Raw genomic sequence first — 24,225 nt, forward strand, 5'->3', positions numbered from 1 at the left:
TTTAGGAGTTTTATATAAAAAAGCCGGACCTACTAAAGCCCGGCTTTTAGGAAGGAAGTACAATCAGGTATTTATCCTATTGTACACTGTTAGCCATTTTATAATAATGCTACTACTTAAATCAATAAAACCTAATATTTACAACTTTATTTGTTAGTCCTTGCCAAGACTAAGTGTTGCAGAAAATTATTTTATTAGCATCATTTTTTTAGTCTGAGTGTAATTACCGGCCCTTATCTGAAAGATATAAATACCACTAGTTAGGTTTCTAGCATCAAATGTAACCGTATATCGTCCTGCCGCTTTTTGTTGATTTATTAGAGTCGACACTTTTTGCCCCAATGTATTAAACACTTCAAGTGTAACTTTGCTCGCTTCAGGAAGTCCATACGAGATCTGAGTAGTTGGATTAAATGGGTTAGGATAATTCTGGTTTAGCACAAATGTTTCTGGTAATCCCTCTTGCTCTAAACCTACACTGTTGTTCACAGTAATGGTCGATGAAGAAGTCACCTCATCAAGTCCATCAGAAATTTCCACATCGATGGTATGTTCCCCGTCTTCGCCATCGAGTATCTCCCAAGAAAAGGCCCCTGTCTCAGCGTTTAATGAGGCACCTTCCGGACCATCCAACATTGTAAATACAAGCTCATCACCGTCCGCATCTTCCGCTTCAAAGACAAACTCGAAGAGTTCTCCTTCGTTGGCGGTGGTGTCGGGAAGAATCGTGATAAATTCAGGTAAGCGGTTTACATTTTCTACAGTCAGTGTAGCTGAGTAGGAATCGCTTAATTCTCCGTCAGAAACTTCAACTGTGATGGCATACTCCCCTGCGGATTCGAAATCTGCTTCATAAGAAAGTTCACCGGTTTCTCCGTTTATAGATGCTGCATCCGGTCCTTCTGTTAGACTAAACGTAAGTTCATCACCATCAGGATCTTCTGCCAAAAAAGTAAATTCTAAGGTTTCATTTTCGGCGATGATGGTATCTGGAAGAACAGCAGTAAATGACGGTGGTTCATTGCTAACACTCACAGTTACGGTGGCAGAGGTAGAAGCAGCACCTTCACCATCAGAAACCTCAACTTGAAATGTATATTCTCCAATATCCCCTTCCCAGGTAAGTATACCGGTCTCACTGTCTAAAGAAGCATCTGACGGTCCTTCTTCCAGACTAAACGCAAGATCATCCCCATCCGGGTCTTCTGCCTGGTAGGTAAATTCCAGTAACGTACCTTCTTCTATAGTGGTGTCGGGTAGTACCGCGGTAAAGGTCGGGATGACATTTTCTATTTCCACCACCGTTAAGGTAGCTGATGTTGATGCCGATAGATTACCATCAGAGACCTGAACCTCAATCATATACTCTCCGGAAACGTCCTCACTAACTGCCCAACTAAGAGCTCCTGTTTCTTCATCAATACTTGCTCCATCAGGACCTTCTGCCAGGCTAAAAGCAAGATCATCCCCATCCGGGTCTTCTGCTTCGTATGTGAAGTTCAGCGTTTGCCCGCTATTGATCGATCCATCTTGCAACACCGTTGAAAATGCCGGAGGGCGATTCACATTATTAACCGCAATAGTAGCCGTGGTTGTATCTGCTTGGGTTCCGTCGGTTACGCGGGCTCTCAGGGTATAGGTTCCGGCAGCTTCAAAATCAGGTGTGTAAGTAAGTACTCCCGTTTCCGAGTCGATGGAGGCTCCTTGGGGACGCTCAATAAATGAAAAGGTCAAACTATCTCCATCGGGATCGTCTGCAACATAGATAAAGGTTAGTTCACTATTTTCATCTATGGCCGTATCGGGCAGTACTTCCGTAAACTGAGGGGGCTGACTCACTTCAAGTACAGACACTGTTGCAGTAGTAGTTTCTGTACCACCTCGTCCATCCGTAACCCCTACACTAACGGTATATTCTCCGACCGAACCAATTTCGGTACTCCATTCCAGCTCGCCGGTTTCTTCATTCAGGGTAGCGCCGTCCGGGGCTTCTTCCAGGGTATAGGTAAGATCATCGCCATCCCCGTCCGACGCATTATAGGTGAACGTTAATGTCTGCCCTTCCCCTATCGTGGTATCAGATAACACCGAAGTAAATTCCGGTTCCTGATTCACATTTGTTATGGTAAGTGTGGAAATAGTGGTATCCGATAATAATCCGTCGCTCACCATAATATGAAGCTCATGACTTCCTGCCATATAATAGCCTGCTGTGTATGTGAATACTCCAGATTGCTCATTTATAAATGCACCATTTGGGGCCTGTAGTATGGAAAAGGCTATTTCATCCTCATCTACATCGGTAGCCGCGTAAGTAAAGCTTAGATTCTGGCCCTCCGCCATGGACGTATCAGGTAAAACTTCTGTAAATTCCGGAGGAAAATTAATGCTGACTACGGCAGTGTCTGTGACGGGATGTTGAACCCGGCCGTCACTCGCCCCTACAATAAATGTATAATCGCCGGAAGCCTCAGCTCCAGCAGTCCATTCCAGCTCGCCAGTTAAAGCATCTATAGTGGCACCGGCGGGGCCACTTTCCAGTGAATAAACCACCTCATCTTCATCAGCATCTGTAGCTGAGTAGGTAAAACTCAATGTTTGAGTAGCACCGATGGATGTATCTGGCATGGTTATAGCAAATTCAGGCGCACGATTCACATCATTAACCGTAACGCTGGAAGTATCAGACGTAGTAGTCGTTCCGTCACTTATTTCAACAACTAAATCAAAGGAGCCGGCTGCTTCAAAATCGGGGGTGTATGAAAGATCACCGGTACTGGCGTCAATAACTGCTTCCTCCGGTCCCTCAGTAATAGAAAAAGACAACTCATCCCCATCCGGATCACTGGCTTCATATGTAAAGGTTAATTCTTCATTCTCATCAATGGTGGTATCGGGAAGTGCCTCTGAAAATACCGGTGGACGATTTACATTATTAATGGTAACAGTAGCGGTCGATGAGACTGAATTATCTTCATCACTTACTTCTACCGTAATATCGACCGTGCCGGCCTCATCAAAACCGGGAGTGTAGGAAAATGTGCCAGTTTGCCCATCAATTGCAGCACCTTCCGGACCTTCAGACAAAGTAAATAAAAGATGTTGGCTATCAATATCACTTGCCTCAAAGGTATAGTTCAGCTCCTCGTTTTCGTCGATGGTGGTATCCGGTAGTGCTTTGCTAAACTCCGGTGGCGCATTTACATCATTAATAGTTAAAGTAGCTTCGGTGGAGACCTCATCGGTGTCATCACTTACTTTTATAGAGATCGTTGCTGTACCGGCATCCTCATATCCCGGTGTAAATGAAAGCTCACCGGTGGCCTCATCCAATGAAGCACTTTCAGGCGCTTCCACGATGGAATAGCTTAGATCATCTCCATCAGGATCTGTGGCCACATAGCTATAGATAAGCTCTTCATTTTCATCAATCGTCGTATCCGGTAAGGCTTTGGTAAATTCAGGGGCACGGTTTACGTTGTTGATGGTGATTGTAGTGGAAGTAGTTACAGCGTCGGTGCCATCGCTTACTTGCACCGTAATATCCTCAGTTCCCGCCTCGTCATAACCAGGCGTATATGAGAATTCCCCGGTATTGGCGTCAATAGCAGCGCCTTCCGGTCCTTCCGTAATGGAAAAGGTGAGATCGTCGCCGTCTTCATCGGTAGCCGTGTAGGTGAAGGTTAGTTCTTCATTTTCATCAATAGTGGTATCGGACATTACTTCACTAAAAGAGGGCGCTATGTTAACTTCAGTTATCGTAATGGTTGCCGTTGTATTGGCAGTTAATGTGGCGTCGGATACTTCTACAGTAATATCTACATTCCCTGCCTCATTATTTCCTGGTGTGTAAGAGAGAAGACCGGTCTGCGAATCAATGGTAGCATCTTCAGGTCCATCAGTTATTGAATAAGTTAAATCATCCCCATCTAAATCAGTTGCTTCATATGTATATAACAACTCTTCATTTTCGCTAATAGATGTATCTGGTAATACCGAAGTAAATTCAGGGGCTACATTTACATTATTAATGGTAATTGTTGAAAAGCTCGTATCGGAAGCTGTTCCATCACTTACTTCAACTTTAATGATTTTAGTTCCTGCATCTTGATATCCAGGCGTATATGAGAAATCACCAGTAGAAGTTCCGATACTCGCATCGTCTGGGCCCTCAATAATTGAAAAACTAAGATCATCATCGTTTGCATCTGAAGCAGTATAGGTAAACAATAATTCTTCTCCTTCATCTATCCCAATATCACCGAGTTCACTTTCGAATACCGGTGCATCATTAACTCCTGTTCCTTCCAGAGTTATATTAAGAGGTGAATCCTCATTTGTTCCATCATGGGTAAGCTGAAGTTCAGCTGTATGTGTGCCTTCAGCATCAGGTGTATATTCAACTCTAACTGTATCTTTTCCGCCTGCGGAAATTTGCATAGAACTTCCATCAGTAATACTAAACTTATCGTTATTCGTACCAGCAATAGCTCCCTCAACCGATAAGGTGGCAGTACCAATATTTTCAATAATCACTTCATTTTCTTCTGTACTGTTAATACTGATATCACCAAAATTAATACTTGTTGAGCTTAAACTTATCCCAGGCTCTTCCTCTACTTCATTGGGCAATACTACCAACACAAAGCCCTCTGACAACACCCCATTTTCTTCCGAAGGCGTAAACTCTCCATTAAAAGAGGCTAAATCCTTACTAACTATACTCCCTCCAAACCTATCTTTCACCGTAAATGTACCATAATCATCCAGTACTGAATGATCCCATGTAATAGTTATCGGCCCCTCATCACTTGCTGGTGCATAACTAAACTCAAATTCTTTTTCCGAAATGTCATTGGCTCGGTATTTAGTGAAATAATCATCGCCTCCTACTGAAAGACGGCTATCAAAAGCCCCGGAAGGTGGAGCTGGAGGAGCATATTGGTCTAAGCCATCCACAAATGAACTACTTCCATCCGGATGTATCCCTACTGTTAATGCCTTGCTATTGGTACCATCTGATACCGTAAATGGCACCGAAAATTGCTGGGCCAGTACATTACCCGTGGTAGTTACAAATGATAAAATGAGCGAAACAAATAGAATCTTTTTTAACATATATACCCTGAATTAGAAGTTTGTATTTCTTACTCCTTTCCTATTCAAGCACCTGCAGAAAAAAAGCCGAACTTTTTTAAAGTCCGGCTTTCATCCCATCATTCCCCTAATTTTAAATCTCCTATTTCAACAATACCATACGCTTGGTTTGCACGAAGTCCTCCGCCTTGATTCGGTACAGGTACATACCGCTGGATAGCATCGAGGCATCAAAGCGTACTTCATGGAACCCGGCGGACTGCTCTTCGTTCACCAGTGTTTGCACCAGCTGACCCATTACGTTAAAGATTTCTACCCGCACTTCTGATTTTTCCGGCAGGGCATAACGGATGGTCGTCTCTGGGTTAAAGGGGTTGGGATAGTTTTGCAAGAGTTGGTACTCCTCAGGGGTACCTAATAGTTCCAGTTCTGTAAGCGCCTGGACTATTACCCGAGTGGTAGAACTTTGCAATTGTAGCTTCCGCCCACCTTCCAATACCGTTTCACGGGGAGGAGCCTGCCCTCCGTATTCGGTAAGCTTAAATACTTCCTTGCTGGTCTGATCCGAAAAACCCAAAGTGAAAGTGACAGGAACTTCTGCCTGCTGTACCTTGATGGTAATACTGTCCCGTGCCAGCCACCAACGGTCACTATTCAAACGAGCATCAAAAGCACCTTTAGGCGGAAGAGGAGGAAGTATAACTTGCTGGTTATCTATCGCTTTTTCCATTTCAGCACCGGTCTCACCAAAGTACAAGGTCATACCCTGTTGGTCTCCGCTATGCACCTGAACCTGATGGTAGCTGCCTGACAAGACTTGTTGCAGGCTTGGCTCTTTACTTTTGGCCAATGGTGCGGGCTCAATACTCACTGTGCCGGCATCGCTGGTGCGCAGCCAATAGCCATGCCCACCATTCAGCCCGTCGGCCGATTGATATACCCCGTTAAAACCAAACATCGTTCCCGGAATTACAATCCCTTCAGAATCCTCTAACTGGCAGGACGGGATACAACCAGCATGACCAGATATCAAGTTCCATCCTTCTTGCAAAGTACGATCAACTTTATCTACCGTTGTACCGGTATAGCTCACCTCTTCGGATTGGCTAAATCGCAGCCAGTAGCCCTCACCCATGCCCAATGTATCGCTGACGTAATAGGTGCCATCAAACCCAAACAGAGTGCCAGAAATAGCATCACTGAATAGTTCACTAAAGTGTTCGTGATCCTCTTCTAAAGCGAGGCCAACCAGGTTCCAGCCCTCTGCATAACTGACCTCGTATTCTTCAAATAAGCTATGAGTAATGACGATATCTGTCAGTTCATCTTCGGATATATTCACATGGGAATACTCAGCCATATTTAATTGGTTAATGCCTGCACTGGGCGAATTTAGCACAACCACGCCTTCTTGCGGAAGGGCCGCTGGATCCCACGAAATACTCAAACTGGTCGTGCCCGAGGCTCCGCGCAGTCGCACCGGCCACTCGGTGGAAGTGGATGTGGTAGGTTGGTAAAAACGCAGGTAATCTTCATCGCCAAAACGGATGCGTGCATCAAAAGCACCCGTGGGAGGGGCCGGAGGTGCATATTGGTCGTAAGCCGCATCGTAACCGGTGGTAGCATCGGGAGCGGTACCGATGGTGAGCGTAGTGGTATGGTCCACATCATCGGAAACAGATAGCATGATCGAATAGTCCGCATTATTGGGCAGCCCTTCCCCTTCCTCAAGAATGATGGGCTCACTTTGCAGGGTTAAATCTGCAAGAGCAGGATTGGTTACTAGCGCAGTATATGTTCCATAATCAGATTCAGAAACAGAAGTGATGGTTATTTGCTTAGAGGTTTCTCCATTCAATACGGTTCCGTCTTTATACCATTGATACTCATTCCCTTCATAATCCAGGTTTATCCCAAAAGTTATAGAAGAGCCTTCAGGTGCAGCAAGCGTATCCCGTTCTCCAAAGGGTTTTTGAGGGTTATACCAAAAATAATTTGCTACATCTTTATTCGGCACTAAATCGTCAAAAGTAAACTTAGCATCCCATACCTCCAGACCCCATAAATTAGATAAACTACTTAAATCAGGTAGCGAATCTAAATTTGTTCGGTATAGATATAAATCACTTAGCCGGGTAAGATTGGTAAATTCTGACGGGACTGCTCCTTTTATCAAATTATCACTTAGATCTAACATCCATAGGTTTGTCAAATTTCCTATCGTTGCAGGAATTTCGCCTACAAATTCATTCCCATCCAGATCTAACTCCCTCAAGTTAGTTAAATTCCCCAGTCCTGATGGTATAGTACCCCCGAAATCATTGTCATCCAGATATAAGGACTCCAAGCTTTGCACATTACTTACATCAACAAGTACCTGCGGGTCTAACTGGTTGTCATTCAGACGAAGTTGCTCCAGGGGCAGGTTTTCAAAACTTGCAGGCATCGTCCCTTCAAACTGGTTATAATCCAACTCTAAACTGCGCAAATTAGGCAGATTGGCTAATGCTGAAGGTATCTCTCCTTGAAACCCATTCCAACCAAGATCTAAACCTCTCAAGCTGGATATAGCACTAACATCGGTCATTACCTGTGGATCCAACTCATTGCTACTCAAGTATAAATAATCTATCGAAAGACTGGAAAATGCAGAAGGAATACTGCCTTCAAATTGATTTCCAGAAAGATTTAACGTTCTTAGATTCGCAAGATTGGCCAGCCCTGGAGGTATCGTGCCTCCAAAATTATTATAGGAAAGATATACTCTTTCAAGGCCTACCATATCTTGTACTACATCGAATACTTGTCTATCCAGTTGGTTACTGCTAAGATTTAAGTATGTCAATGGCAGATTAGAGAAACTCTCCGTAAGCGTACCTTCTAAATCATTATTGGATAGGTTTAAACTTTCCAACTGTGTTAAATTGGATAACTCTTCTGGGATGGTTCCGGTGAGTTCATTGCTACGTAAGGTCAAGTAAGTAAGACTTACTAAATCACCTATTTCTTCAGGAATGCTATCCTTAAAATCATTATTTCCCAGACTCAAATAATTCAGACTTGTAAGCTGCCCGATTTCTGCCGGTATAGGACCATTTAGATTATTACCATATAGATCTAATACTTGAAGGGCTGTTAAGTCCTCTATGGCTTCGGGAAGTTCACCACTCAAGTTATTGTATCTTAAATTTAACTCTACCACCCGTCCACTAAAACCTACAGTTACGCCTTCCCAAGTATCAAGCGGACCTTCCAGCCAATTTGTATTGGTATTCCAGTTTGGGCCTTCGGTAGCATTGTATAACGCAACGAGCGCTAATGAATCAGCTTCTACTGCTCCGTCCTGTAACAGTGAAATAGGCTCGCTCTCCAGTATTAAATCCGGGAGGGCAGGGTTAGTCACTTCGGCTATATAAGTGCCGTAATCACTTTCAGTAACATGAGAGATAGTGATTTCCGTATCTGTTGCTCCTTCCAGAAGCACCCCATTCTTGTACCATTGATATTGATTGCCTTCGTAGTCCAGATCAATGCTAAGGGTAAGGGTTTCCCCAAGTTCTGGCTCCAGTAGTTGCGGGTTGCCAAAAGGCTTTTGAGAATTGTAATAGAAATTATTGGGGACGTCTTTGTTGGGCACCAAATCATCAAAAGTAAATTTTGCTTGCCATACATCCAATGTCCATAAATTTGACAAAGCACTTAAGTCAGGCAATGAATCTAAATTTGTTTGGTATAGATATAAACCATTAATCTCGGCAAGATTATTGAATTCTTCTGGAACTTCTCCAATCAACTCGTTGTAACTTAGATTTAAATAATTAAGATTCGACAAATTTCCTAATTCAGCAGGAATTTCCCCTTCAAACTCATTCCTTTCCAGATATAAATCCTCCAGGTCGTTTAAATTACCGAGTTCTGGTGGTATGTCACCTCCGAAATCATTGTCATTCAGATATAAAGATACTAAGCTCTCCATATTGCTTACGTCAATCAATACCTGTGGATCTAACTGATTACCATTTAAACGCAGATACTCCACAAGCAGGTTTTCAAAACCGGAGGGAATGGTTCCCTCAAACTGATTATAATCCAACTCTAAACTGCGCAAATTGGATAGATTAGCTAATGCAGAAGGTATCTCTCCTTGAAAACCATTAGAACTAAGATCTAAACCTATCAAGCTGGATATGGTACTCACATCGGTCATTACCTGTGGATCCAACTGGTTGCTACTTAGATATAAATACGTTAGCGGAAGATTGGAAAAACCTGAAGAAATACTTCCTTCAAACTGATTTCCAGATAGATCTAACTCCACCAAGTTGGTTAGATTTTCCAGCCCTGAAGGTATCGTGCCCCCAAAATTATTATACCCAAGATACAAGCTTTCAAGGCTTGTAATATCATGTACCACATCTAATACCTGTCTATCTAACTGATTACTGCTAAGATTTAAATACGTCAACGGAAGATTAGAGAAACCCTCTGCAAGCGTTCCTTCTAAATCATTGTATGACAGGTTTAAACTCTCCAAATGTGTTAAATAGACTAACTCTTCAGGGATACTATCCGAAAACTCATTGCCACCCAAACTTATATAAATCAGTCTCTTAATTTGACCAATTTCTACCGGTATCGAACCACTTAAGTTGTTACCATACAGATTTAATATTCGTAAAACATCTAAATCTCCGATCTCTGATGGGATCTGACCGCTCAAGTAATTATACTGCAAACTTAACTCCACCACCCGGCCAAAGGCATTGGTGGTTACGCCTTCCCACGTACTTAGGGGGCCGTCCAGCCAATTATTGTTGTTATTCCAGTTAGGGCCACCTGTGGCATTATACATTGCAACCAAGGCCAGCGAATCAGCTTCTACCTCCTCTTCATATCCTTCGGGTACAACGGCTATCGGCTCACTCGCCAACGTTAAATCCGGGAGAGAAGCGTTGGTCACTTCGGCTACATAGATCCCATAATCACTTTCGGTAATATGAGAAATACTTATTTCCGTAGCTGTTTCTCCTTCCAGCAGTACCCCATCTTTGTACCATTGGTATTGATTGCCTTCGTAATCCAAATCAATACCAAACATGATGCTTTCTCCAAGTTCCGGTTCCAAAAGTTGCGGGCTTCCAAAAGGTTTTTGAGGATTGTAGTAGAAATTATCAGCAACGTCTTTATTGGGTACTAAATCATCAAAAGTGAATTTTGATTGCCATAGATCCAACGTCCATAAATTAGTTAATGCACTTAAATCCGGTAAATAGTCCAAGTCAGTGTCAAGTAGGTATAAATATCTTAGATTAGGGAGATTTGTAAATTCATCTGGAATTGCACCGTTTAGTGGGTTGTTTGATAAATCTAACCTTTCCAGGTTCGTTAAGTTAGACAGTTCCACCGGCACATTACCCGGTAAATTATTACTCCACAGATATAGCCTCTCAAGACTCTCTATATTACTCACATCTGTTAGTATTTGTTGATTTAATTGGTTGTTGGAAAGATTTAAATAGGTTAATGATAAATTGCTAAAACCAACTGGAAGGCTCCCTGTCAACTGATTCCCATAAAGGCCTAAACCTCTAAGATTTGTAAGATTGGTCAGTTCTGAAGGGATCGTCCCTCCAAAGTTATTATCTCCTATATATAAATCTACTAAGCTAGAAATAGTACTTACATCAGCTAATATCTCTCGGTTCAATTGGTTCCTGCTAAGGTTTAAATACGTCAATGGAAGATTAGAGAAGCTCTCTGCAAGAGCACCTTCTAAATCATTGTTGGACAGGTTTAAACTCTCCAGTTGTGTTAAATCAGCTAACTCTTCAGGAATACTACCCGAAAACTCATTATTCCCAAGACTTAAATAGCGCAGTTTGGTAAGCTGACCAATTTCTTCCGGTATAGAACCACTAAAATTATTACCATAGAGGTTTAATATTCGTAAGGCATCTAAATCTCCGATCTCTGAGGGGAGCTGACCGTTCATAGTTTCCCAATTATATCGCAGGCTTAACTCCACCACCCGGCCAAAGGCATTGGTGGTTACTCCTTCCCAAGTACTTAGTGGTCCGTCCAGCCAGTTGTTGTTGGTGTTCCAGTTGGGACCGCCCGTAGCATTATACAACGCTACCAGGGCCAGCGAATCAGCTTCTACGGCTTCTTCATAACCTGCGGGCACCACGGCTATGGGCTCACTCGCCAGCGTTAAATCCGGGAGAGCAGGGTTGGTCACTTCGGCTACATAGATCCCATAATCACTTTCGGTAATATGAGAAATGCTTATTTCCGTAGTTGTTTCTCCTTCCAGTAGTACTCCATCTTTGTACCACTGATATTGATTGCCATCGTAATCCAGATCTACCCCAAAGGTGATGGTTTCCCCAAGTTCTGGCTCCAGTAGTTGCGGGTTGCCAAAAGGCTTTTGGGGATTGTACCAGAAATTATTGGCGACGTCTTTGTTGGGTACCAAATCATCAAAAGTGAATTTTGATTGCCATAGATCCAACGTCCATAAATTAGTTAATGCAGTTAAATCCGGTAAATAGTCCAAATCTGTATCGTACAGATATAAATACCTTAGATTAGAAAGGGTTGTAAACTCATCGGGTATTGCGCCGTTTAGTGGATTATCAGACAGATTTAATCTTTCTAAGTTAGTTAGATTAGCGAGTTCTACAGGTACTGTACCAGAGAGATTATTATTGGTAAGATATAATGTCTCAAGGCTCTCTATTGTACTTACATCAACCAATACCTGCTCATCTAAGTTGTTCGAATTTAGGCGTAGATAATCTAATGGCAAGTTTTCGAAACCTGGCGGAATAGTTCCTTCAAACTGATTATACGCCAGATCTAAACGGCGCAAATTTGGTATATTCGCTAAATCTACGGATATCGTACCACCAAAAGAATTGCCTCCGATATATAACGATTCGAGAGTCTCTATCGCGCTTACATCGGTCATCACCTGTCGGTCTAATTGGTTGTTGGAAAGATTCAAATAGGTTAATGATAGGTTGCTAAAACCAGAAGGAATACTTCCATCAAACTGATTTCCTGATAGGTCTAAAACTACCAAGTTTATTAAGTTTGATAGCTCTGAAGGTATCGTACCGCCAAAATTATTCTCTCCTGCATATAATATCACTAAACTTGAAATGCTACTTATATCGATTAATACTTGTCGATCCAAGTTATTATCATCAAGTCTCAGGTAACTTAATGAAAGACTACCAAATCCGGGAGGTGTTCCTCCTTCTAATTCATTCCCAAGAAGATCTAATTCTACAAGATTGGAAAGAGAGCCTACCCCTTCAGGGATACTTCCACCAAAATCATTATCCCGGAGGTATAATCCTTCCAAAGTTGAAATGTTACTCACTACAGACAGTACTTGCCGATCTAACTGGTTTCCACTTAGTTGAATATATCTCAATGGCAAGTTGGAAAGGCCTTCCGGAATGGTACCTGTGAGCTCATTATATGGCAGAGTTAATTGTATTAACTCGCTTAGATTAGCTATTTCCTGTGGTAACTCCCCGCTTAAATTATTACTCCAAAGATATATGCTTATTACTCTCCCTTCTTCATTCAGATCAACTCCATACCAGGTATTCAAAGGCCCATCCAGCCAATTCTCATTGTTGTCCCAGTTATCCCCATTTGTAGCATTATATAAAGCAACCAAAGCCAGGGAATCGGTTTCATTGGCTTGCACTTCCATCCCCGCCGCCTGATCCATATTCATCGCTCTTACTTCTTCATCGGATTTTTTCCTTTTTTCGGACCATGCTCTATTTCCGTAACCTTCTTCTGCCTTTCGCTCTTCCTGCAAATACTCTCTTTCTGTATCTAATCCAGGATGTACCGGATTTTCTTGTCCGTTTTGATATGAAAGTCGGTTTCCATTTTGTATTAATTGTCCCCTTGGAATTTCTGCATTTCTATTCTGGAACTGTTGTATATCAATGCCTTCAAATTTCACCTTTGGTTTTTCCGTCTGAAAGGTTGCTCGAATATTTTTTAAAATCTCTTCTTCTCTTTCCTTTCTTTCCTGCTCATGCCTTTCTTTATCACGCTGGCCGGCTTGCTGCATATACCGTCTTTCATCATCTGATTCTGAGCTTACTTTTAGCTGTTGCCTTTCGTACTCCTCCTTAAGCTTTTTGACCTTTTCCCGAATTTGTCCATTTTCTACTTTCTCGGTCTCAAAAGTTGCCCTGATCTTTTCCAGTATTTCCTGTTCTTTCTCCTTTATCTTCTCTTCATACCTTTCTTTTTCATCCTCCTGCATGTTCCGGTATTCAGGGGTATTTCCATTTCCCTCTAACTTTTCTTGCTCATATGCAGGCTGAGTTGCCTTTTCCTTCCGCCCCAATGGAGGTTGTGGTGATATCTGTTTTTTCTTTTTTAGCAGACTTTTTTCCCTGAACAAATATTCTGCCTGCTGCAGTATTTGTTGTTCTTCCTGCTGCAGGCGCCCATAATCTTCTACCCGATCATTCCGGGTTTTAAAGAGTTTCCTAAGGCTTTTTTTGAACAACGCTCTATATGCGGCTGTATCAATGACACCATCTTTATAATACGATGCTGCATTTGCTTCCATAGCCTTTATAACTGTTTTCTCCAATTCAAGCTGGACCTCTTCTAAACCAACTTTTTCTGTTTTCCTTGCTTTATCCTGTGCCAAAGCTGGTACTGTAAACATCCCCGCAAAAACCAGCAAAAGTGCTAATGCCCTAATAATTGTTACGCTTTTATTTTGTACCTGCTTTTTTTTAATGGATAGTGGATTAGCCATGAATATACCCTGTAATTGGAATTTGTGTATTTATGGCTCCTTACCTACTTCCACCACTGCAGAAAAAAAGCCGAACTTTTTTGTTCGGCTTCTATCCCATCCCTGCCCCTAATTTTGATTTCTCTATTTCAACAATACCATACGCTTGGTTTGCACGAAGTCCTCCGCCTTGATTCGGTACAGGTACATACCGCTGGATAGCATCGAGGCATCAAAGCGTACTTCATGGAACCCGGCGGACTGCTCTTCGTTCACCAGTGTTTGCACCAGCTGACCCATTACGTTAAAGATTTCTACCCGCACTTCTGATTTTTCCGGCAGGGCATAACGGATGGTCGTCTCTGGGTTAAAGGGGTTGGGATAGTTTTGCAAGAGTTGGTACTCCTCAGGGGTACCTAATAGTTCCAGTTCTGTAAGCGCCTGGACTATTACCCGAGTGGTAGAACTTTGCAATTGTAGCTTCCGCCCACCTTCCAATACCGTTTCACGGGGAGGAGCCTGCCCTCCGTATTCGGTAAGCTTAAATACTTCCTTGCTGGTCTGATCCGAAAAACCCAAAGTGAAAGTGACAGGAACTTCTGCCTGCTGTACCTTGATGGTAATACTGTCCCGTGCCAGCCACCAACGGTCACTATTCAAACGAGCATCAAAAGCACCTTTAGGCGGAAGAGGAGGAAGTATAACTTGCTGGTTATCTATCGCTTTTTCCATTTCAGCACCGGTCTCACCAAAGTACAAGGTCATACCCTGTTGGTCTCCGCTATGCACCTGAACCTGATGGTAGCTGCCTGACAAGACTTGTTGCAGGCTTGGCTCTTTACTTTTGGCCAATGGTGCGGGCTCAATACTCACTGTGCCGGCATCGCTGGTGCGCAGCCAATAGCCATGCCCACCATTCAGCCCGTCGGCCGATTGATATACCCCGTTAAAACCAAACATCGTTCCCGGAATTACAATCCCTTCAGAATCCTCTAACTGGCAGGACGGGATACAACCAGCATGACCAGATATCAAGTTCCATCCTTCTTGCAAAGTACGATCAACTTTATCTACCGTTGTACCGGTATAGCTCACCTCTTCGGATTGGCTAAATCGCAGCCAGTAGCCCTCACCCATGCCCAATGTATCGCTGACGTAATAGGTGCCATCAAACCCAAACAGAGTGCCAGAAATAGCATCACTGAATAGTTCACTAAAGTGTTCGTGATCCTCTTCTAAAGCGAGGCCAACCAGGTTCCAGCCCTCTGCATAACTGACCTCGTATTCTTCAAATAAGCTATGAGTAATGACGATATCTGTCAGTTCATCTTCGGATATATTCACATGGGAATACTCAGCCATATTTAATCGGTTAATGCCTGCACTGGGAGAACTTAACGTAACCACGCCTTCTTCGGGAAGGGCCGATGGATCCCAGGAAATACTCAAACTGGTCGTGCCCGAGGCTCCGCGCAGTCGCACCGGCCACTCGGTGGAAGTGGATGTGGTAGGTTGGTAAAAACGCAGGTAATCTTCATCGCCAAAACGGATGCGTGCATCAAAAGCACCAGTGGGCGGGGCCGGCGGGGCATATTGGTCGTAAGCCGCATCGTAACCGGTGGTAGCATCGGGGGCAGTTCCAATGGTGAGCGTGGTCGTGTGGTCCACATCATCGGAGACGGTGAGAACCAGGGTAAAATCATCATTCAATTCTTCGTCATCAACAATGTTTAAGTCATCTGGCCAGCCATCGGGAGTCGTTCGTATCATCTCGCCCCCTTGCTCTTGCCAAAGAACCCCATCATCCCAGGGCGTAATCGTAAATAACTCAGATTCGTCTGCATTTAACCCGGCTGGGTCAAATTGACTTTCTACAAAGGTTACAAATCCTCTAAGATTCACCGTTTCCCCGGCTTCCGGGGGCACATACGCCCCATCTTCTACTCTTCGAAAATTATATCCCTGGCGATATGTATTTCTATCATTCCTGTACCTAAGCGACATATCTTTTGTGTAGAGTTTAACCCCCCCGTCATTTACATAAAACCAGGGCCGGTTTCCATCATTATTCAGGCTCCCATTTTCTTCTACTGTTGTCTGTTCAATGTGAACATATCTATTTACATACTTTGTGTAGTTTTCCAGATTTGTTTTAAAGCCACTGCCCGAGGGCTCTATTAATGCATCGGCTGAAATGATTGTAGGTTCGAGGAGATGCTGGTATTCAGGAAAATGGTTAAATACATCTCCTCTAAAAATGACACTGTCCGGCTCAAACTGTACCTCGTTCAGATAATAAGCCAGCCTTCCCTTAATCCTAACAACATCCCCCCAAGTGAACTGCTCTATTTGCGTTAATACATCGAAATAAGAAACCACATGCATATACATGCCATCCTTACCCGAAGTGTTTGCAGAAGTATCCACCACAAAAGTGTGTAACCGATTAATATCAACAGTTAAAGCCGGGTTATATCCTGCATATCCCGAGTTCTTCGGCTCGGAAAGAATAACCGCGGTAAAAGTTACATCTTCCCCAACTTTGGGGTGATTGGGGATATCATTAACCGAATTCAACTGATCATATGTATTCAGTTCTCGTACTGTGACTTCCTGGTATTCTTTTACCGGCGGGGTACCCGGCTCTGAAAGTATTTCCAGATCATCGGGCCAATCCTGGGGAGTCGTTCTGACTAAACTACCATCCTGCTCTGTCCATAACACGCCATCATCCCAGGGTGCAATGGAAAATAATCCATCCGTTGTATTTACTTTGATGCCGCCTTGATCTGTATTCGCGTGATAGAGTTCTACAAATCCGCTTATATTGATCTCGGAACCTGCAATCGGCGCATCGAAAACCCCATCTTCTTCCCGTCTCAGGTTATACCCTGTTCGATATTGATCCCATTTATTTTCGTATCGAAGGGAAGTGGAACGGAAATATACTTGTCCATCACTATTCTGAAAATAGAACCAGGGCGTACCGGTTGAAGATGGCTTACTATCCTCAACCGTAGCCGACTCCACTTTTACGTATCGGTTTACATACTTGGTATAGTTATCAAGGTTGATTTGTTGGCCGTCTCCGGTCATCTGGTTCAATTCATCGGTAGTAATGACAGTTGGCTCCAGTAGATCTGCATATTCTTCCATTCCATCAGATATACTTCCAACAAACTCCACATTGGTAGGGACTAACTGAACTTCATTATTGAAAAAATTGTGGATTCCCGTAATGGTTACAATATCCCCCCGTCTGAAATCTTCAATCTGTTCCATCACCTCGCCGTCAGAAACCACTTGCATATACATGCCGTCTTTCCCCATGGTGTTGGCAGAAGTATCTACTACAAAAGTGTGCAGCCGATTGATCATATCGGTATCCGGATTATAACCGGCCAGCCCGGAGTTTTTGGGATGAGAAACGATGACGGCTGTAAAGATTACTTCTTCACCCGCCAGGGGATGGTTTGGTATGTCATTAACAGAATTAAGCTGATTGTATGTATTGAGGTCGCGGATAGTTATATCTCCTCCATCTCGAATAGCTAACTCGATATCTACAATGAATTCACTGTTTACCGGATCGTTCGTACTTATTTGAATTTCACCTCTATATACTCCCGGATCGAGATCAATGTTTTCAGGTCCAAAAAACACCTCCAGATCTTGTTCATCTCCGGCAGGTATCACCCCACTTGTTGGCTCTATATGTACAAACTCCGGCACACTACTTGTTACGGTACCCAACCAAGAAATCTGAACCAATTCCCCTGGTTCTTCTCCTCCTAATACTCCTAATAAAGTCGTATTTCCTGTCTCAAGATTAACAGCTCGTAACTCCGGTTGACCGGAATCAATATTAAAAGCTGCCATATACATGATATCTGTAGCGGCATCATAACTCATGCCCTGCCCGAAATTTGCATCAAAACCTATCGGACCAACCGCACTGGCTTCGGCAGTCTCTTTATCAATCACAAACAATTGATCTGTTACTATATCATAGGTATACAGGTTACCATCTCCCGCTACCGACAACGCAATAGCTCCCGCTACGTCAGCCACTTCACCTATCAATGTTGAAGTGGCGTTATAAATATCAATGATATATAGGTAGGAGAATTCTATATCGGTGGATATCCCATAATACAATTCGTTGAATGGGTCATAGGTCATGCCACTTAACCCTTCTGGCACATCCAGGCTTCCAAGATATGTAATCGCACCGGTTTCCAGATCGGTTTTATATAACTCATCTCCTTCTACATGGTAAGCAATAGTTGGATCCGAGCCGTCTAATGTACCACCTCCTGGAAAATTCTCATTTGGAAAACCACCAATTGGAGTAAGAATTTCGGCTTCCCCTAAATCAAATGAAACAATTTGTCCTGAAAGCGACTCTGCACCATAGGCCAAAACCCCTAATTCTTTAAAATCTATAGACTTTGCTCTTTTTTTTGTCATTCTTGACTGGGGAGCCTTACCAAAAGAATGGTGATATTCACTGTTGGAAAAAGATTGAAGCAGCGGCCCATTCTTTGTGAGCTCTTTAACTTTGGTCGTAAATTCATCAAAGCTTTTATCTCGAACCTGAACGTTGAAGTTAAGGTCACTACCTCCTGTAACATTACTAATATGTAAGTTTTCGATTTTTGTTTGGCTGGAAACCATTTCAACATTAAAGGCTTCCGGAGTAACCACAGCAATAGGAGGAAGAATAGAAGATGCTACTAAAGATATTTCTACTTCACTTTCATCGGGATCGTCGCTATTAATTGTTAAAGTCCCTTCACGAGTTCCTTCTGATTCAGGATAATATATTACCTCTACATCCACAGAATCACCTGGGCTTAGATCAAAAGAAGTTGTATCAATAGAAAACTCTGCTACGTCCAAGATAATATCAGTGACAGAGAGTAAATGGGTGCCTTCATTGTAAACGGTTAAAATTTGAGAACCGGTTTCGTCAACAAATACCTCGCCAAAATCTAAGTAGGAATCAGATACTGCAATATCCTGAATTCCCGTCACATCAACTGTAGCTTCTATTGTGGTCAAAAGTTTATTTGGATCATTGGATGCTAAATCCAGAACCGAAGTATACTCTCCTGTTTCCAAGCCATTTACATCGAAGGTAAAATCAACATCAGTATTATCCCCAGCAGCCAGACTTGCCTCTACAGGATTGATATCTGTAATAAATTGTGGTGCTTTGGAAAAGCTAATAGCCAATTCATCATGAACATATTCACTATTAAAAACTACCTGCAACCCATCAGTACCATCTGTATTTTCTAAACCAATGGTAGAGGTGTTAGTTGGGTCTGACATTGATTGGAATTGAAGCTTTATTGTACCGTTACTTGAAAGCAATGCCTGGAAAGTGTAAGAGAATTCATCATTGTCGTAGCTATAATGCGTAATCTCATTAAATTGTATGATGAACTGTCCTGACTCATTATGGTACTCATAAAAGATTTCTCCACCTTCGGATGGGTTAAGATCATCCCAAAACATTGCTATTAAATTATTTGGTCCACTCGAATCAGGAATTGGAGTATTCGCAAGCACGTACAATAATTGGTCATCAAAACTTAGCAAGCCATTTGAAGTAAGATATGCTTCACTATAAGAAACACCATAAAAAGGAAACTCAAATGGCAAGGTTATTTTAATATAATCATCATCACCTAAGTTCACGGATGTACCGGTCTCTGAAATATCTACCCAATTAAAAACCGGGCCTCCGATTTCATCACTATCAATCCATCGATAACCAAACAGGTCTGGGCCTCCCCCCCCTAAAACGACAGGATTGCCTTTTCTCGTATCATTTTCTCCTTTCGCAGGTATTTGATAATTGAAGTTATTAGATATATCATTTTTCTGAAGATTAGGCTGATTTAATAACTGTAAAGCACCTATTGCGGGAAAGCTAAACTCAAGTACTCCATCACCCGAATTTGCAAAATTAAGTGATTCAACTGACGTCTGCCCTGATAATAGTTCCACTGAAATTATATCAGCACTTAAAGATAATGTAGGTATTCCTAAAGTAGTGGTGCTCGGTACATTTGAGACCTCTGATTCGTTTTCCCATTCATCATACGCTTTTATTGCAAAGTGATACGTTGTGTTATATTCAAGGCCAGAAACCTTTAACACCTCAGGTTCCCCAAATTCAGATGAAATCAAGTCTTGGTTTACTTCAGTAGCTTCTGAAAAATTGACTTCTGATATTGGCTGAGTTGAATGCCGAATATCATATCTATTAGCGGACCCAACTGTCCCATCGTCTCCCGTAGCAGACCATTTTAATAGCACTGAGGTGGAAGCAACATCTGATATTGAAAGATCTGTTATAGTTCCAGGCTTGACCGTATCTGCTACACCTACCGCCTGAAATGCATTTAGCCGGCCGCCAGTCGTAGTTTTACCCTCAAGAGCCGGTAGTAGTTCTACGGAATTAAATATTTTATCACGGACCGTTTCATAAGAAACTAGATTGTTGGAGAGTTCAGGATCCTGAGAAAGAATAAGAGCCGCCACTCCTGTAACATGAGGAGTAGCCATCGACGTACCACTAAAATAAGAATAAGTATCTCCCGGGGTTGTACTCAAAATGGATGAACCAGGTGCAGCTAAGTCAACAGAAATGGCCCCGTAATTTGAAAAACCAGATAAAGCATCATCGTCTGTTGTGGATGCAACAGCTATTACATTATCAAGGTCATAGCTGGATGGATAGTGCGGCATTAGGTCATTGTCATCTCCAATATTATCGGCGCCTCCATTTCCGGCCGCCGCTATAAATAGCTGGCCGGCATCGCCAGCGGCTTCAATAGCATCACTCAAAGCTTGGGAATAACCGCCGCCGCCCCAGCTGTTGCTGGTTATATGGGCTCCCATCATAATAGCATATTCTAAAGCCGATATTGCATCAGAGGTATTTCCCCCATCGGGTCCTAAAAATTTTAGCGCCATTATTTTGGCTTCCCAGTTTACACCTGTCACCCCTATTCCATTATCTCCAACAGCTGCGATTGTACCCGCCACATGGGTACCATGCGCATCTCCATCAGCTACATCGTATGGATCCCCATCATCATTCCAAAAATCATACCCATATACGTCATCAATATATCCGTTGCCATCGTCATCAATACCATTTCCTGGAATTTCCGCCTCATTTACCCACATATTTTCGGATAAGTCTTCATGGGTATAGTCTACACCGGAATCAATCACCCCTATAATTATTTGATCACTCCCGGTAGTAATATCCCACGCTTCCGGAGCATCTATGTCAGCATCTGCCGTGCCTTCTGTTTGCCCATCATTATTAAGCCCCCAAAGATTATTAAACGATGGATCATTTGGAGTTACCGAAGTAGCACCAGGAACCGCTTCAATAGCTCTTAAAATATAATTTGGTTCAGCATACTCTATATTGGGATTATTGTTCAATACGTTCAATGCTTGAGGTACTATCCCCTTACTAACCCTCCATAATTCAGCTTCAATAAGCTTGAATTTTTTGTAAGACACAATTTGGTGATTCTGCTTCATGACTTCTCTTGCGGAATCTGGAATATCAGATTTATATTTCACAATCATCTCTCCCGGCACATACTCTTGAGTGGATTGAGCTTCTACATTTGAAACAATAAATAATATAGAAACAAGGATTAGAAGTATTTGAATTCTAATAGATGATATTAAAATCATGGCTTTATGATTGTGTTAACATGAACAGTATTGTATTACTGTTTGTAAATCATCATCCCCACAAATCTACCTCGCAGAAAAAAACGGCTTTTTATTTTCTAACCTGTAAATACTCGTTTACATCTTTTCATTATTTTTAAAATCCCTTTTTCATCCCCTTTCCCAGGCAAATCCAATTTATCCCGGTTATGCACCACACAACTTTGGCAGACATAGATCTCTTTCCCTTTTTGGGTTTTCACTTTTTCTAACTCTACTATAAACCTTCCAAGCGGACGTGGTTTTCCCTCTACAGCTTCACAAAATTCGCATCTATGTTTCTCTTTCATAATAATAAACTGCTTAATTTTACTTTTTAAGTCCCTGTTATTTTTTACTTAGAAATCTCTTCTTGTACAATCATGCTTCCATCCCAGTATATCACTGAATCTTTAAATGCCTCCCAGTACTCGTAATCCGGGATAAAAGGGACATCACCTTTTTGGTAAAGTTCCCGAGCGATAATGTCGTAGTGATTGCTGGTTATGAAACTGACCGGCTCAAGATTATAATTGAAATAGATATATACGGAAGCTTCCTGCTTGCCATAATTTTCTATTTCACGGCTCACCTCCCTTACTTTAACCCAAAACAGTTCTCTACTTTTGTCAATATAGACCTGCCAGCCAAAGTTAAATTTCTCTACAAAACTATAGTATTTGCCTACTATTGTTTTAGGGATAAACAAGTATTTATCCTCATTGGCTCTTCCCATTCCTTCTACTACATAATCACCCTGTAACGGTGAATGGCCTTGTAAGTCAGCAGGATCTAATACAAACACCGTGGCCAGCCAAAATGCATTATTAACCCCGGTAAACACCAAATCTTCTTGACCATCTTTATCCAGATCAAGTACGGCCATATCGCTAATTTGACCAGCATGCATGTACTCTTGTTCTTTAGCTCCGGTGATTAAATTAAGCCGTCTCACAGATGCCGGGAAAAAATTCCCCACATTCGCAGTCACGATTAATTTTGAAATGCCATCAACTTCTACTACTGCCATCTCAGTGATATTCAGTGAACCCTCATTAGCTAAATACTGACGGGGAAAACCATATTCCATTTTGACAGGTTGCTGCCAAATTATCGAATCTCCACTGACTGACCATGCTTGTATAAAAGTATTTTCCCGATTATAATTCTCCATAGATTTTGACCAAATCAATTCATTGACACCGTCACCATTCATATCGTAAAGCAAGCCCCGGGGGTTTTCTCCATGCTTTTCTACCATTTTTTCTACAGCTACCTCTCCAAGCTCTATACGGTCTACCGTGATATCATACTGATTTTTAAGCACCAGGTATTCTCCAGAATATTCTATACTCACTGGGTTTTGATCTACAGGACCAAATTGTAACCACGCTATGATACCGATCAATATGGCTATTATTAGCCCAAACACTGCATTTACTTTCTTTTTCCAAACCTGCTTTGCTGTCAAACTGATCAAGGACCTTTGGACGTGCAAAGAAATTCGACGGTCATAAAACAGTTCCCTGAGGTGTCCTACTCCTTTTAGAATTAAATGTCTGTTTGGAAACCTTTTATTGAGTAGCTGCACATATTCAGTAACCTGCTCTAATTGGTCCATAGGTACCACCATCACCTGCACCCAAGAGAAAAAAGCAGCATGTACTTTTTCTCTTAGTCCCTTTTCCTCAACTGGCAATACCTTTCCATCTTCATCTATATCACCCGTAACTGCCATACTTGGGTTAAGCTTAAAATATTCTCGGCTATTCTCCCCTTGAAGCATTTCACAATAAAATAGTCCGGACAGTGCTAAATTAGCTGAATGACCTGCATGCCAGGCGTGGTTTAGCTCAAAAGAAGCTGTGGAACTCCAATATTTGGTTCTCACACCGTTTTCCTGAAAAAGTTTGCCTGCAGCCTTTGCTGCTCTTTGACCTATTTTTCCTGCATCTGCACCAATCACTCCAAATAAGGGTTTTATCTCATATTTTGACCTCCGAGCTTCCCCTACTAATTGTACTTCAAGTTTTCTCAAACGCCCCCGAGTATTCTTAGCTCCACCGCCTCTTACCACTGGAATAAAAACCTTTCCCTCTTCCGACTGAGTTTGTCTACCTGATTTTTCTTTCAGAACCAAGGCATTATCATCTGTAAATCGTTCTACTCCGAGCCATTCATTCAGGTAATGAAGTCCCTGCCGTAAATAATCTATTTTTTGTGCAAGTAACTCATCCTGTTTCAGCTCTTGCACCTTTTCAACTACCTGCTCAATCTTTTTAATCTGTACTTCAAATTCATCCGGGTGCATTCCAGTGAATAATAATGGTGATTTCATCCATGGAAATTCGTGAAAAAGCTGAATCAGATAAGAATCAAAACTGGAATAGTGGCCCCGAACGCTGTTAACAAATTCCAGGATTAAGTATAACTGATCCCATTCTGAAAACGATTGCAGTAGTTCATGGTGTATGCGCTCATAAAGTTCTTCTACCCGAATTGGATCTGGTAACATGCTGTCTGTATATCATCTCTTGTTATGAGTTGTGTGAGTGGCTGATCCTGTAAAGTTCGTTACATACTTTTGTTAA

The 24,225-nt window shown here is 42.2% G+C and carries 5 protein-coding genes; all 5 read right to left on the minus strand.

Annotation, left to right across the window (positions count from 1 at the left end; all coding sequences use genetic code 11):
- Window positions 1-186: 186 nt before the first annotated feature.
- Complete coding sequence (locus FN815_RS04990; protein ID WP_142453515.1) at window positions 187-5,118, minus strand: tandem-95 repeat protein; 4,932 nt, start codon at window positions 5,116-5,118, stop codon at window positions 187-189.
- A gap of 121 nt (window positions 5,119-5,239) precedes the next feature.
- Complete coding sequence (locus FN815_RS04995; protein ID WP_142453516.1) at window positions 5,240-13,903, minus strand: leucine-rich repeat domain-containing protein; 8,664 nt, start codon at window positions 13,901-13,903, stop codon at window positions 5,240-5,242.
- A gap of 123 nt (window positions 13,904-14,026) precedes the next feature.
- A complete protein-coding gene (locus tag FN815_RS05000) occupies window positions 14,027-21,616 on the minus strand; it encodes a S8 family serine peptidase (protein ID WP_142453517.1) in 7,590 nt (2,529 codons plus the stop codon).
- A 98-nt stretch (window positions 21,617-21,714) separates the two neighbouring features.
- Window positions 21,715-21,945 carry a hypothetical protein gene (locus FN815_RS05005; protein WP_142453518.1) on the minus strand — a complete coding sequence of 77 codons (231 nt, stop codon included), beginning with the start codon at window positions 21,943-21,945 and terminating at the stop codon, window positions 21,715-21,717.
- A gap of 44 nt (window positions 21,946-21,989) precedes the next feature.
- Window positions 21,990-23,972 carry a hypothetical protein gene (locus FN815_RS05010; protein WP_142453519.1) on the minus strand — a complete coding sequence of 661 codons (1,983 nt, stop codon included), beginning with the start codon at window positions 23,970-23,972 and terminating at the stop codon, window positions 21,990-21,992.
- Window positions 23,973-24,225: the final 253 nt, after the last annotated feature.

Origin of the sequence: Gracilimonas mengyeensis (genome assembly GCF_900182705.1) — a bacterium.
In the GTDB taxonomy this organism is placed as follows: domain Bacteria; phylum Bacteroidota; class Rhodothermia; order Balneolales; family Balneolaceae; genus Gracilimonas; species Gracilimonas mengyeensis.

What these genes read in the sequence shown, in the direction of transcription:
- FN815_RS04995 (WP_142453516.1), bottom strand. Translation starts at nt 13,903, where the DNA reads ATGGCTAATCCACTATCCATTAAAAAAAAGCAGGTACAAAATAAAAGC.
- FN815_RS05010 (WP_142453519.1), bottom strand. Translation starts at nt 23,972, where the DNA reads ATGAAATCACCATTATTATTCACTGGAATGCACCCGGATGAATTTGAA.
- FN815_RS04990 (WP_142453515.1), bottom strand. Translation starts at nt 5,118, where the DNA reads ATGTTAAAAAAGATTCTATTTGTTTCGCTCATTTTATCATTTGTAACT.
- FN815_RS05005 (WP_142453518.1), bottom strand. Translation starts at nt 21,945, where the DNA reads ATGAAAGAGAAACATAGATGCGAATTTTGTGAAGCTGTAGAGGGAAAA.
- FN815_RS05000 (WP_142453517.1), bottom strand. Translation starts at nt 21,616, where the DNA reads ATGATTTTAATATCATCTATTAGAATTCAAATACTTCTAATCCTTGTT.